The organism is Clostridium sp. Marseille-Q5894, from assembly GCF_946902305.1.
Lineage (GTDB): Bacteria > Bacillota_I > Bacilli_A > Erysipelotrichales > Coprobacillaceae > Thomasclavelia.
Map to the genome: position 1 here is coordinate 177,080 of NZ_CAMPPT010000007.1, position 14,374 is coordinate 191,453.

Genomic DNA, 14,374 nt, shown 5'->3' on the forward strand with positions numbered 1-14,374 from the left:
CAACAAAATTATTAAGAAAACGCTTCATTAATATAATTTTAACATTTAAATGTTAAAATTCCTATAAAAATAAAAATTGATCCAAAGTTGGTTTCTTTAAACAATAATTATTTCATGTTATAATTATAATGTCGAAAAAGAAAGGTAGTGATGCTAGTGAAAAGCTTCATTGTTTTTGAAAACGTAAAAAAAATATACAAAGTTGGTGATGTTGAGATCAATGCATCAAATGGTGTTGATTTTAAGATTGAAAAAGGTGAGTTTGTTGTTATTGTAGGACCTTCAGGAGCTGGAAAAACGACGATTTTAAATTTGCTTGGTGGAATGGATAAGGCTACTAGTGGCAAAATCATTGTTGATGGTAAAGATGTTGCAGCATATGATGAAAAACAGTTGACACAATATCGTAGAGATGATATCGGGTTTGTTTTTCAATTTTATAATTTAGTTCAAAATTTAACAGCTCTTGAAAATGTTGAGCTGGCAACACAAATATCAAAAAATCCTTTAGATGTAAAAATGGTGTTAAAAAGAGTTGGTTTGGAAGATAGAACTAATAACTTTCCAGCCCAATTATCAGGTGGTGAACAACAGCGAGTGGCGATTGCAAGAGCTATCGCTAAAAATCCTAAATTATTGTTGTGTGATGAACCAACAGGGGCTTTAGATTACCAAACCGGTAAAGCAATTTTAGGCTTGTTAAGAGAGATGTGTGATAAATATACGATGACAGTGATCGTCATTACTCATAATAGTGCTTTGGCACCAATGGCAGATCGGATCATTCATTTGAAAAATGGGCAGGTAGCATCGATGAGTCTAAATGAAAATCCTAAACCGATAGCAGAAATTGAGTGGTAATATGAAAAAAAGAGCGTATGTAAAAAATCAAATTCAAATTATTCGTAAAACTAAAGCAAGATTTTTATCTATTTTTTGTATTGTTTTTTTAGGAGCAGCCTTTTTTGCGGGATTACGGCATACTTCATTGATCATGGAAACTACAATGGATGATTATTTAAAGAAATATGAATATAATGATTTGAATTATATTAATACTTTAGGATTTGATGAAGATGTTATTGAAAAAATATTGGCTATTGATGAGGTAAAGGCTGTTGAATATGGAAATCGTTTTGATGCACTGATAGAATTTAATGATAATAGTAAAGGAGTTACTGTTTATTCTAATAAAAATTTTGATAATAAAGTAAATAAATTAGAAGTTGTTGAAGGGAAACTGCCTGATAAAGATGATGAATGTGTAATTGATTATAATTTTACTTTAAAGAATAAAGTGAATATTGGTGATAAAATTATTTTATCTAATGATAATGGTTCTAAAGAATTTATAGTTAGTGGTTTTGTTAATGATTGTCGTTATGTTAGTAATATTGAACGTGGGACAAATACCTTAGGAGACGGAACGAATGATGGTTATGTAGAAATATTATCCAAGGGAAATGAAACCATAGCGCAGCCTCAAGAACTATATGATTTACGAGGTACAGAAATTTTTAATGAGCTAAGAGTAACGTTAAAAAATCCAGACAACGATAGTGTATTTAGTGATGAATATCTTGATTATACAAAAAAAGTTGATAAACAAATAAAAAAAGTATTAAATCAAGAAATAACACAAATAGATGATGAACTTGTTGAGAATGCTAATGAGGAAATTGATGAAGGTGAAAAGGATCTATCTGAAGGAGAGAAACAGTATGCTGATGGAATCAACCAGTATAATGATGGTTTAGCCAAGTATCAAGATGGATATCGTCAATATCAAGAAGGTTTGACGCAATATAATGAAGGCTATCAACAATATCAGGATGGCTTAAATCAGTATAATGCTGGAAAAGCTCAATATGATCAAGGCTGGCAGGCTTATCTTGAAGGAAAAAATCAATATGATCAAGGGCTAGTTGAGTGGCAGGCAGGTATGGAGCAGTATAATCAGTTGATAAGTCAATATCAGCAATTGAATCAAGTGTATCAGCAAAAATTAAATGAGTATAATGATGCTATTAATGCGGGAATTCCTGAAGGACAGCTAACTGAATTGAAAACATTTTTAGATCAAACGAAAGAGAAATTAGAGATTTTAGATACAACGAGTACTAATCTAAAACAAGAATTAGATAAAAGTAAAATTGAGTTAGATGAAAATAAGAATGTTTTAGAACAAAACAGTATTTTATTAGAAAATACTAAAAAAACTTTAGATGAAAGTAAAGCTAAGCTTGATAGCACAGAGGTTATTTTAAAGTCATCTAAACAAGAATTAGATAATTCTAAAAAAACTTTAGATGATACGAAAATTTTATTAGATCAAACAAAAATAGATTTAGATAATGCTCGAGTACAGTTAGATGAAGCAAAGCAAAAATTAGATGAAGGTCATGATAGTCTCAAAGATATTCCGAAAAGTGAATTAATAACATTAACTAGAGATGAAAATGCAAGTATATTAAGTTTTGATTCTGCCTGTAAATCAATGGCCGCTTTAGCTGTCGTATTTCCATTAATTTTCTTTTTAGTAGCCGCTTTAGTGAGTCTTACTACAATGACACGAATGGTTGAAGAACAGCGAATTCAAAGTGGTACATTTAGAGCCTTAGGATATGATAAAAAAGATGTTATTAATCAGTATCTTATCTATTCCTTTTTAGCGACTTTCTTTGCTAGTGTTTTAGGAATGGTCCTTGGTGTATATTTTTTCCCAGGAATAATTTATTTCTTGTATCATAAAATGTTATTTAGTGTTGGAGCACCAATAATAGTAAGATTTAGCGCTTTTATCTGTGTGCAAACATTTGTGATTTCGGTTGCAATTACAATGATTGTCACTTATATCGTAGTACGTCAGGAATTAAATGAAACTCCTTCGAATTTATTACGGCCTAAACCCCCAAAAATTGGTAAGAGGATAATTTTAGAAAGAATTACTTTTATCTGGAAAAGACTGTCTTTTAACCAAAAGGTGACGATGCGAAATATTTTTAGATATAAAAAACGTTTCTTTATGTCTATCATTGGAATTGCTGGATGTACAGCTTTAATAGTAGTTGGATTTGGAATTAAAAATTCAATTTCCACCCTTGCCGATAAGCAGTACGGTAATATATGGGTTTATGATGGAGTTGTTGTTTTTGATAAGAATTTGAATCAGTCAGAATTGAAGCAGGAACAGGCCGCTTTTAATGATGTAAGTAATGTTAAAGATAGCTGTAGTTTTTATCGAAAGACGATCAGTGTTTTGGATGATAAAGAATATTATGGTACTTTAGAAGTATTTAATAGTGATCAAGAATTAAGTAAATATATTAAATTTGAGGATTTTGATACTCATGATGAATTGAAATTGAATAATGATGGAGTAATTATTTCAGCTAAACTTTCAGAATTATTAAAAGTAGCGGCTGGAGATAAAATTACACTTAAAATTGATGATCAAAACTATCAAGTAAAAGTTAGCGGGGTAATGGTATTACATTTTCAACATCATATTTATATGACTGATCAGTTTTATCAAAAATTAACGGGTGAGCAGGTAAATAAGAATTATACTTACTTTAATTTAAAAGATAAAACTAATGAAGATACAATTAGTGAATATTGTAATCAGGATACAAATATTGATTCAGTTAATTATATTCAAGGAATCTCGCAAGGATTTAGAGATCAAATGGGAAGTATTGATAGTGTTGTTGTTATTTTGATTGTTTGTGCTGGGGCTTTGGCCTTTATTGTGTTATATAATTTAACGAATATTAATATTCAGGAACGTAAAAGTGAAATTGCGACAATTAAAGTATTAGGATTTTATCCAAAAGAAGTATACGATTATGTATTTAGAGAAAATCGTATTTTAGGACTGATCGGATCTTTTGTAGGCTTAGGACTTGGTAAGTTGATTCATATGTTTATTATTACAACGGTCGAAGTAGAAGTTGCAATGTTCGTTAGAAGTGTAAATTTAATGAGTTATATATATGCAATAGTAATTACGATGTTTTTTACGTCATTTATTAATTTTGTAATGCGTAAAGTTTTAAATCGCATTGATATGGTTGAGTCTTTAAAAAGTATTGAGTAATTAAATTATTTATGGTTATAAGAATTATTATTTAGGAGTATATAAAATCTTAAGAAATTCTAAAGAAAATTTAAAAAAATTTTTTCTCTGAAACCTAAGCCAGGCTTAGGTTTTGAAAAAACGGCAGAAATGAAAATGCTTTCATAGGTGGATTTTTAAGATAAATAGTAATATAATTAGACATGGATATATTATTGAAAGGAGGTAACGAATGGATATAAATATTAAGACGAAGCTAACAAATGTGTTTGATGAGTATATTGTTAATCGTAAAGCAATGTTCATTCCGATTGTGGCTGTTGCAAGTTTTATGCTTGTAGGTTATGCTGCAACCGATAAAGAAATGCCGGAAATTAGATCTAATCAAATTGAAGTTCCATACGGAGAAAAATTAGATTTAGATAGTATTGATATTGTCGACAATAAAGATAGTCGTGAATTAATTGATGTAAAAGCAGATACATCTTCATTGAATGTAAATCAGTTAGGCGTATATGATGTTGAAGTTACTGCTACCGATCAAGGTTCTAATGTGGCGACAAAAACAATTAAAGTTGCTGTTGTTGATAAAGAAGAACCTAAGTTTGAGATGCTGGGAACAAGTAAAGGTTATGTTATTGAAGTTCCAGTAAAAGGAAGTAGTGATTTTGCAAGTTATGTTAAAGCTACTGATAATGTTGATGGTGATGTAACTCCATTTATCGAGGCAAACATGCCGCTAAATACAGATGTACCAGGCTTCCAGGATATTACTTTGAATGTCGCTGACAGTTCTGGAAATACAGCAAGTAAAACATTTACTTTTGCAGTAAGTGATTTAGAAGCACCAGTAATTAATTTATTACAAGGTGAAAATGTTACTGTTGATTATGGTAGTACATTTGATTTAAATAACTATGTAAGTGTTGTAGATAATTTGGATGGAGCATTAACACCAAATGTTGAAGGTTCAATCGATACTTTAAAAATGGATGAAGTGCAAACATTAAAATTATCTGTTCAAGACAGTTCAGGAAATACTACTGAAAGTGCGTTAAATGTTGTTGTTAAAGATTTATCAGCACCAGTAATTACTTTAAGTGAATCAAATATTGTTATAAATGCTGGTGATAACGTTGACTTTAGTTCTTATCTTGTTTCAGCAATTGACAATAAAGATGGTGATATAAGATCTAAAGTAGAAATTTCTGCACCAAGTACTGATAAAGCTGGTAATAAAACAGCTACATATACTGTAAGTGATGAAGCAGGTAATAGTAGTAGTGCTTCTTTAACTGTAAAAATTAATAAAGTATATACAGGTAGTGCTGCAAGCAATGCTTATGGAAATGCGGTAGTATCTGCTGCTTACTCTAAACTTGGAGCGCCTTATAAATGGGGTGCTGATGGACCTAATGCTTTTGACTGTTCAGGATTTGTTAAATGGTGTTATTCTAAAGTAGGAATATCACTACCACATTCATCTTCGGCTCAAAAGAGTGCGGGAACTCAAATCAGTGTTTCAGCTGCAGAACCAGGTGATATTTTATGGAAATCTGGCCATGTAGGTATTTATATTGGTGGTGGGAAGTATATCCATGCACCTCAAACAGGTGATGTAGTTAAAATTTCATCGGTTTCAGGTTCAGGTTTTGTTTGTGCCATCAGAGTAAAATAAAAATTGAATATATTGAGGAATCTTAATAGATTCCTTTTTATTTTGAATAAATGGGTAGGCTTTTTTGTCTGTTTGTTTTATAATTAATACATAAAATTTAGTAGAAAGTATTGGTGATGATATGTATGTTGCAACAAGTAGGCAAATGAAAGCTTACGACAAAGCATTATTAGATGCTGGTTATACAATTGAAGAACTAGTTGATAAAGCTAGTAATGCTATTTTACCCCATTGTAAAAATTATGATAATATTGTGATTGTTTGTGGTCCTGGAAATAATGGTGCTGATGGTTTGAGTTTGGGAATCAAGTTACATCTTAGAGCAAGAAATGTTAAATTATATTGTTTTGGAAATCCAGATAAGTTATCAAGAGCGAATAATTATTATATCGATCAAGCGCAGGAAATGGAAGTACCGATAACCTTTATGGATGAGGAGGATATTTCACTGTTTGTAAGAGATGCTAAAAAAGCAGATGTAGTAGTAGATGCAATGTTTGGTTTTGGGTTAAATAGTGAGGTTAGAGGAATCGCAAAAATATTAGTTAATGAAATTAATAATTTATATGATGTTGATATTATTGCAATCGATATTCCTACTGGGTTAGATCCTGATACCGGAATCCCTTATGGTAGTGTAGTTTGTGCCAGTAAAACAGTTACTCTTACAGCAATTAAGCAGGCGTTTTTAAATGATGAATGTCATATGTATACCGGTGAAATTGCGATTGAATTATTAGATGTAAAAGATTTACGCCATGAATTAAAATTAGCTAAACTAGTGAGTCCATCGTGGATCAAATATCACTTAAAATCACGCAGTTATTACGGGCATAAAGGTATCTATGGAAAAGTATTGCAGATTACAGGATGTGATCATTATCGTGGGGCGGCGTTATTAGCGTCACGAGCAGCAGTATTTAGCGGAAGTGGCGTAGTTTGCGTTTGCTCTAGTGATAAAGTTATTGATGCTCTTGCAAGTACTACGCCAGAATGCACATCGTTACTTAGAGAAGAAATTTTAGATGTAAATGTTTTTGAAAATCGTGATGCTGTTTTGATCGGCTCTGGTTTGGGGTTAAATGAGCAAAGCGAGCGATATGTAATTGATACATTAAAAAATGTAAAATGTCCTTTAGTGATTGATGGGGATGCTTTAACGATTGTTTCTAAGCATCTTGATTTATTAAAAAGTTGTTCTATGCCAATCATTTTGACACCTCATCATGGTGAATTTAAACGGTTATGCTTTTATAATGATGAATTAGAGATGGTTGAAAAAGTTTCTCAGTTTGCATCAGAATATGGAGTGATCGTAGTGTTGAAAGGACCAAATACGATTATTACAGATGGAAATGAAGTATATCGTAATATTACAGCGAATAAAGCGATGGCTACTGCTGGAATGGGTGATGTCTTGGCAGGAATAATCACAAGTTTTGTTGGACAAGGGTATTTACCTAAAGATGCCGCTATTTTAGGAACATATTTACATGGTAGCTGTGGTGATATTATTGGGGATAATTCATATACTGTAATTCCTAGTAAACTAATTAATCTAATTCCTAAAGTGATGCATGAAATTATTAATGAACAAAAATAGTTTATATCTGAAAATAAAAAGATGATTTAAGATTATTGGATTAATAAAATTAAATCATCTTTTTGAGTCTTTAGTTATTTATCAGAACATCTTTTAATAATAGTAATATTTCTACTACTATCTTTATTTTTTCGGTAACTATAAAATAAATCGTCATTTTCAACTGTACAGTATGGAGAAACAGTAATATTATGTTCAAGTAAGCCGAGATTTAAGAGCATTTTTTTATTAAGACCTTTATTGTCCATTAAATAATGAGTTTCATCAGTTTTATGGTAGTAAGGTGTAGTATCAAAATCCATCGCTTTAACAAGATCGATAACATTATCCATAACTTCAAGGCAATCTTGACAAATGCAAGGACCAATATATGCCAACATTGTTTTAGGGTTACAATGTTCATTATTGATCAAATGACTAGTAACTTTAGAAACGATCTGTTTAGTTGTTCCTAACCATCCAGAATGAATTGCGGCAATGATATTTGTTTCTGGAGAATATAATAGAACAGGGGTACAGTCAGCATGAAATGATAATAAAAATAGATCAGCATCTTTAGTGTAAAGAGCATCAGTGTTGTCAAAAGCACTTTCTTGATCATAAATTCCTTTACCCCCATCATGAATAGTTACTTCTTTAAAGTTTGCAGAATGTACTTGATGTGGTGCTACCATATGGTCTAGATCAGTATTTAAAAGAGCAGCCAGATTTTTACGGTTATTTAGTATTAACTCTTTATCAACATTATTAAAAGACATATCTCCTAATTTTTTAGTTACGGTATACGCTTCAATATTTTTTACAGTATTCCATTTAATTAATTTCATAATTTTATCCTTTCCTATGTAATTTGCCTTAGCACCAAATTTAATTAAACATATAGTATATTAAAGGAGGTGAAAATGATGTTTAGTAATTCAGGATGTGGATGTAACAGCTGTAATAGCTGCAACAATTGGGGATGGAACAGTTCTATGAATGGATGTCGTGCAACACCAATCGTAGCTCCTCGAAAAGTTTGTACAACATGCTCTAATCAATATGTTGAGCAACCTATTATTTGTCCAATCGAATGCCGTCATGTTAATAATATCGTTTATTACCCACGTTATTATCCACGCTATGAACGCACTTGTATGACTCAAAGTGCTGGAAATCCATTTACAAATGCTAATATGGCATCTACATTTGGTTTTAATAATAGCGGATATAATAATACTACTGGGGATTCTGTAATCAACGGAATGTACAACACTACAAATAATACAGGAAGTGGTTGTGGTTGTAATCGTTAGAAAAGATAGATGCTAAGGCATCTATTTTTTCTTTAATTCATTTAAACAATTAGCATCAGGATCAATATAAATAGTCTTATAACTATCTAAAATAACCTGGCCAGGTTTAGCTTTATTAGGTTTTTTTAAGGTTTTTACTAAAGTATAATTTACCGGCACACTACTACTGTTTTTACCTTTAGAATAATAGGCAGCAATATTGCTGGCTAAACGAATAGTATATTCATCTAATTTATCACCTTTAACGATCACATGACTTCCAGGCATGTCTTTGACATGAAACCAGGTATCATAGCGATGAGCATGTTTGAATGTTAAATAATCATTTTGGAGATTGTTTTTACCAATACATATTTCAATTCCATCTTTAGTATAGTATGTTTCAAAAGCAGGTTTTTTGTTTTTACGAATAGTATTATGCTTCTTTTTCTTTTTTAAATATCCCAAATTTTCTAACTCTTCTTTTATTTCTAATGCATCATAGTATGATGCATTATCCATTAAAGTTAATAAACTATCAAAATATTCAATTTCTTTTTGAGTTATATTTATTTGTTCTTTTAAAACATTGATTGAATTTTTAGCTTTTTGATATTTATTATAATATTTTTGAGCATTTGCTTTAGGATCAAGTTTTTCATCTAAATCGACCATAATTTTAGTATTATCGTAATAGTTATCTAATTCAATATGTTTCATTCCTTTTTTTAATAAATGTAAATTAGAATATAATAAATCACCAATAATTCGATATTCATCACTATTTTGAGAATCTTCTAATGTTGTTTGTAGTTTAGTTAATTTAGAGATGTTCTTTTGATATTCATTTGTAATGAATTTAAGTAAATTAGAAGTTTGCTGCTTAATTCGCTCTTTTTGATCGATTAGATTGAAATGCTGATCGAGACCTTCAAATAAAGGGTATACTTGAAATGAAGTTTGTAGATGGGTTAGAGGAATTAAGTGAAAATATTCTTTTTGATCTGTTTTACTTATATATAATTGTTCACTGGTTTTGATCTCATTCATGATTGATATAAAACTAGCGCCATTATCATGACGATAAAGGATTTCTTTGGAAAGAATTGGTGAAATACCTTGATAGACTTTAGTTAAATTATTACATTCAATGAAATCTTGATCAAAAGGATTTAGTTTATTGAAATTTACTGGAGGTAGTTGATAGATTGCACCTGGCTGAACAAAACGTTCACTATTAATATTAGGAGTAATTCTTTTTAAACAATCAAGAATTTTTTTATCCTGATTACAAAGAATAATATTAGAATGTTTACCCATTATTTCAATAAAACAATGATATTCTATATAATCGCCAAATTCATTATGACAGCCAAAAAGAATGTGACAAATACGGTCGAGTTCTATCTGTTTGATCTCTTTGATATAGCCGCCTTCTAGATGTTTTCTAAATAACATTGTTAACGGATTAGGGTTTTCCGGAGTTGGATAATCTAAATTTGTTAGTTGAATTCTTGCATACATAGGATGACAAGAGAGAAGTAATTTATAATTTTGTCGATTACTTCTTATTTGGATTAACAATTCGTATTTAGAAATTTGGTAGATTTTATTGATTCTACCACCTGTTATTGTGTTATTCAATTTGTTTATTACTTGATGCATCATTATTCCATCATAAGCCATTTTTATCACCCAAAATAGTATAACATAGATTGAAAACAATTGACATTATAAGGTGTATTTTGTATGATGAACATATCATAAAAAAGGGGTGTTAATAAGTGCAAAAAGGAATGTTAATAATTCTTAGTGGTCCAAGTGGAGTAGGTAAAGGAACAGTAAGAGAAGAATTGTTTAAAGATGATAGTTTGAATTTGGCGTATTCGATCTCGATGACAACTCGTAAACCACGTCCCAACGAAAGAGATGGAATTGATTATTTTTTTGTAGAAGAAGAAGAGTTTAAAAAGAAAGTTAGTGAAGGTAAATTATTAGAATGGGCACAGTTTGTAGGGAATTATTATGGAACCCCTAAAGATTATGTTGATCAGCTGCTAAGTGAAGGGAAAAATGTAGTGTTAGAAATTGAAGTTCAGGGAGCTCTTCAAGTTATGGAAAGATGTCCTGATGCTACGACGATTTTTATTGTACCACCAAGTATGGAAGAACTTGAAAGAAGGATCCGGGGGCGAAGAACAGAAGAAGAAGAGATCGTTCAGCAGCGTTTAGCTAAGGCAAGAAAAGAAATAGCTACTAAAGATGAGTATAAGTATGTTGTTGAAAATGATGATATTATTGAAGCAAAAGAAAAAATTGCAAAAATAATTAAAGAACATCGAACTAATCAGGGTCACTAATCCCTGATTTTTAGTGGAGGAAAGATGGAAAAAATAAAAGAATATTTTAGGCTGTTTACATATATTTTTTATCCTGGAGTTGTTTTCATTTTATATTTTGCACAAGTAGTGGAAGGGAAATTGGGATTGAATTTAATTTTTTGTCCTACAGATCTAGTTTTAATGATATTTATTTTAATAATATATTTGTTGTTAGATGCTTTTAAGATTTTTGATAAAAAAGCATTTAGAATGTTGAAAAAGAACGATGGTAAAATAAAATTACCGGTTATGCTCATCATTATCGTTGTTTTAGTGTTTTTGATGAATTTGTATGATCAATTAAAAATTTATTTTTATCTTAATAATGAGGTAAGTATTAATTTGTTATTTGTAGGAATTGTTTGGTTGATTTTATATAGTGGATGTTATCTTTTAAATAAATTTGAAAAATGATTTTTGATTTAATCGAAAAGAACAGATTTACTCATCTGTTCTTTTTAAATCATCTATTCTTTATCTAAACTGTTTGTAATCACCTTTTTTAACTGCTTTTATTTAATGATGATATCTAGTTTTCATCACTTGTAATAATATCTTTTATATATATTTCCTGTTTTGTTTAAATAGAGCAGGAATTTGAATAAGATATCATTTTTAAATGCATTATATAGGACTAATTCTTTTGGCATTACTTACACTTTTTATTTATTATATATAGAAATTTAATGTTTTATAAGATGTTGAAATTTTATAAAAAGGGTTTTAAAAATAATAAAAAACTGTACTATTGGAAAGTAGTTTAGTACAATAAAATTACAAAGATAAAAACACAGTCTGGTTGGTAGTCCAGACGCAGCTGTTAGTTGCCAGTAACCTGCCTCCTTAGGTTGTCCTTTCTTTGATATTATTTTAAGGAGGAAGCTTTATGGAATTAGATGTGTTTTTTGAAGATCCGTTTTGGATCGGGGTTTTTTATTTAAATGGTGATTGTGAAAGATTTGTTGAAAGAGTTGTTTTTGGTAATGAGCCTAAAGATGGTGAAGTCTATAATTATATTTTATATCACAGTCAAAATTTATCTTTTAAAGCAGTTTGTCAGTTGAAAGTAAAGTCCAAACCGAAAAATCCTAAACGGATGTTAAGAATAATCAAAAAGCAAAGTTCTGATCTTGCTATTGGAACAAAGTCAATGCAGGCTTTAAAGATGCAATATGAGCAAAATAAGAATGAAAGTAGAGTTAGTAAAAAGAAATTGAAGAGAGATAAGAAAGATTATTTGTTTCAATTAAAACAAGAAAAACGTAAGGCTAAGAAAAAGGGACATTGATTCCCTTTTTTGTGGGAGTGTAAAATAAAGTGTGTAAGTAAGTAATATGTGTTATATTACTGCTACACACTTTTCTTATTATCAAAATTAAAAATATGGAGGTTAATGAAATATGGCAAGAATAAAAAGAGATCCAAAAACAGTAGCTTTGGCTCAACAAATTATTGATACTTATAATCCACAATCAGCACAGGATATGGATGAAGCTTTAAAAGATATTTTTGGACCATTATTTGAATCAATGCTTCAGGGAGAAATGAACAACCATCTTGGTTATGCATCTAACAGTAAAGAAGAAAAAAAGACATTAAACAGAAGAAATGGTTATTCTCCTAAAAAAATAAAAACATCAAGAGGAGAATTAGATATTAATATACCTAGAGACAGGGAGGCATCTTTTGAACCGCAAATTATTCCTAAGAGAACGAGAGATGTTTCGGACATTGAAAATAAAGTCATCTCAATGTATGCAAAAGGAATGTCTCAAAGAGATATATCAACCACAATTGAAGATATCTATGGATTTTCGGTTTCTCATGAAATGATTTCCGATATAACCGATGCTATCATTCCTGAACTGGAAAACTGGCAAAACCGACCACTATCTCAATGTTATGCATTCTTGTTTGTTGACTGTTTATATGTGACAGTAAGAAATGATTATGAGGTAAAGGAATATGCTGTATATGCTGTTTTAGGCTATGACATCAATGGAAACAAGGAAATACTGGGGTTATGGTTAAACGAGACAGAAAGCAAGCATAAATGGATGCAGATTTTTGATGAAATCAAAGCGAGAGGTGTGGAAGATGTTTTCTTTATATCTATGGATGGTGTTAGTGGACTTGAAGATGGTGCGAAAGCAATATTTCCCAATGTTGTGGTACAAAGATGTATTGTCCACCTTATAAGGAATTCTATTAAATATGTCCCAAGCAAGGATTATAAGCGATTTACACAATCATTGAAAAAAGTTTATGGAGCTCCTAGTTTAAAGGCGGCCAAAAACGCATTTGAAACATTCAAGAATGAGTGGAAACAATATCCGGGAGCAGTTGATGTATGGGAAAGGAACATTCATCATGTAGAACAGCTGTTTGATTATGGATCAGCCATCAGAAAAGTTATGTATACAACCAATGCAATTGAAAGTGTCAATTCAAGTTTTAGAAAGGTCATAAAAAAAGGAGCATTTCCAAATGAGACAGCGGTATTAAAAGTGTTATATTTAAGAGTTCTTGAATTATCGAAAAAATGGTCAGGTGGGCGTGTATCAAATTGGGCAATGGTTATGAATCAATTAATGATGGATGATAGATTTTCAACAAGAATCCAAAAATATTTAGAAAAATAAAATGACCTATATATACTCGATATAAGTCATTTCTATAGTTCTTTGACAATTTAATAAAATTACTTACACAAATTTCTTGACATTCCCTTTTTTGTAATATTTCCAGGGAAATATAAGGAGGAAGTAGAATAATGTTTAAAAAAGTGATTTTTTGTTTTGGGTTTATTAATATAGGACTATTTTTACTTATGTTTAAAAAGCCATTAAAAAAACAAAAGCAATCAAAATACGATTGTGCAATTGTTTGTGGTTTTCCCGCAAATCAAGATGGCAAACCTTCATTGATAATGAAGTCAAGAGTTGAAAAAGCGGTTGAATTATATCGGCAGGGAAAAATCAAATACATTATCTTTTCGGGAGCTGACGTCCAAAATCGATACAAAGAAGCGGATGTAATGGAAAAATACGCTTTTGAATTAGGAGTTGATAAAAACGCAATTATTAAAGAATCAAAAGCTAAATGCACATATCATAACTTAATGTATGCTAGTGAAATAATGAAAGAAAAAAATTTTAATAGCTGTTTAGTCATTACCAACAGCTGGCATTTACGCAAAGCCGATCATTATGCACGTAAATTTAAATTAAAATATGCGATGGTTGTAGCTTGTAGGCCAAAGGGTTATGGAGTTATAAGAGTGCTATGGCTGCATATATCGACTAATTTGATCATGTATCGTAATATGTTTAAAGGATATTATTAGATTTTAAATAAGGA

At 30.4% G+C, this 14,374-nt stretch carries 12 protein-coding genes; 10 read left to right on the forward strand and 2 right to left on the reverse strand.

The features are described 5' to 3' along the window. Positions 1 to 156 precede the first annotated feature (156 nt). From OC535_RS11470 to OC535_RS11485, 4 genes are all read left to right on the forward strand, one after another. Positions 157 to 861, forward strand: coding sequence for an ATP-binding cassette domain-containing protein (locus tag OC535_RS11470; RefSeq protein WP_024721157.1), 705 nt, complete (start codon positions 157 to 159; stop codon positions 859 to 861). A 1-nt stretch (position 862) separates the two neighbouring features. After that, positions 863 to 4,099: an ABC transporter permease gene (locus OC535_RS11475; protein WP_498823882.1), complete on the forward strand. Its 3,237-nt coding sequence runs from the start codon at positions 863 to 865 to the stop codon at positions 4,097 to 4,099. Positions 4,100 to 4,310: 211 nt separating this feature from the next. Further along, on the forward strand, positions 4,311 to 5,756 hold the full coding sequence (locus OC535_RS11480; protein WP_227052755.1) for a C40 family peptidase: 1,446 nt from the start codon (positions 4,311 to 4,313) through the stop codon (positions 5,754 to 5,756). Positions 5,757 to 5,877: 121 nt separating this feature from the next. Then, a complete protein-coding gene (locus OC535_RS11485; RefSeq protein ID WP_498823883.1) occupies positions 5,878 to 7,359 on the forward strand; it encodes an NAD(P)H-hydrate dehydratase in 1,482 nt (493 codons plus the stop codon). A gap of 74 nt (positions 7,360 to 7,433) precedes the next feature. Here the strand turns inward: OC535_RS11485 and pgeF are convergent, their stop codons facing one another. Beyond that, positions 7,434 to 8,186, reverse strand: a complete 753-nt coding sequence (gene pgeF / locus OC535_RS11490; protein WP_498823884.1) for a peptidoglycan editing factor PgeF — start codon at positions 8,184 to 8,186, stop codon at positions 7,434 to 7,436. A gap of 75 nt (positions 8,187 to 8,261) precedes the next feature. On the opposite strand from pgeF, the gene OC535_RS11495 reads away from it, so the two are divergent. After that, positions 8,262 to 8,654, forward strand: coding sequence for a hypothetical protein (locus OC535_RS11495; RefSeq protein ID WP_227052758.1), 393 nt, complete (start codon positions 8,262 to 8,264; stop codon positions 8,652 to 8,654). 21 nt (positions 8,655 to 8,675) lie between these two features. On the opposite strand, the gene OC535_RS11500 is transcribed toward OC535_RS11495, so the two are convergent. Continuing rightward, entirely contained in the window at positions 8,676 to 10,319 is a 1,644-nt protein-coding gene (locus OC535_RS11500; RefSeq protein ID WP_024721152.1) for an Rqc2 family fibronectin-binding protein, read from the reverse strand. Between the two features lie 110 nt (positions 10,320 to 10,429). Between OC535_RS11500 and gmk the strand changes: the two genes are divergently transcribed. The 5 genes from gmk to OC535_RS11525 all read left to right on the forward strand — a co-directional run bounded on the left by gmk (position 10,430) and on the right by OC535_RS11525 (position 14,360). After that, entirely contained in the window at positions 10,430 to 10,993 is a 564-nt protein-coding gene (gene gmk / locus OC535_RS11505; protein ID WP_264467745.1) for a guanylate kinase, read from the forward strand. Positions 10,994 to 11,017: 24 nt separating this feature from the next. Next, positions 11,018 to 11,428: a hypothetical protein gene (locus tag OC535_RS11510; protein WP_024721150.1), complete on the forward strand. Its 411-nt coding sequence runs from the start codon at positions 11,018 to 11,020 to the stop codon at positions 11,426 to 11,428. Between the two features lie 472 nt (positions 11,429 to 11,900). After that, positions 11,901 to 12,302 (forward strand): YjdF family protein, encoded by a 402-nt coding sequence (locus tag OC535_RS11515; protein ID WP_227052760.1) that lies wholly within the window; start codon positions 11,901 to 11,903, stop codon positions 12,300 to 12,302. 112 nt (positions 12,303 to 12,414) lie between these two features. Continuing rightward, positions 12,415 to 13,656: an IS256 family transposase gene (locus OC535_RS11520; RefSeq protein ID WP_498822983.1), complete on the forward strand. Its 1,242-nt coding sequence runs from the start codon at positions 12,415 to 12,417 to the stop codon at positions 13,654 to 13,656. A 131-nt stretch (positions 13,657 to 13,787) separates the two neighbouring features. Then, complete coding sequence (locus OC535_RS11525) at positions 13,788 to 14,360, forward strand: YdcF family protein (RefSeq protein ID WP_227052761.1); 573 nt, start codon at positions 13,788 to 13,790, stop codon at positions 14,358 to 14,360. Positions 14,361 to 14,374 lie beyond the last annotated feature (14 nt).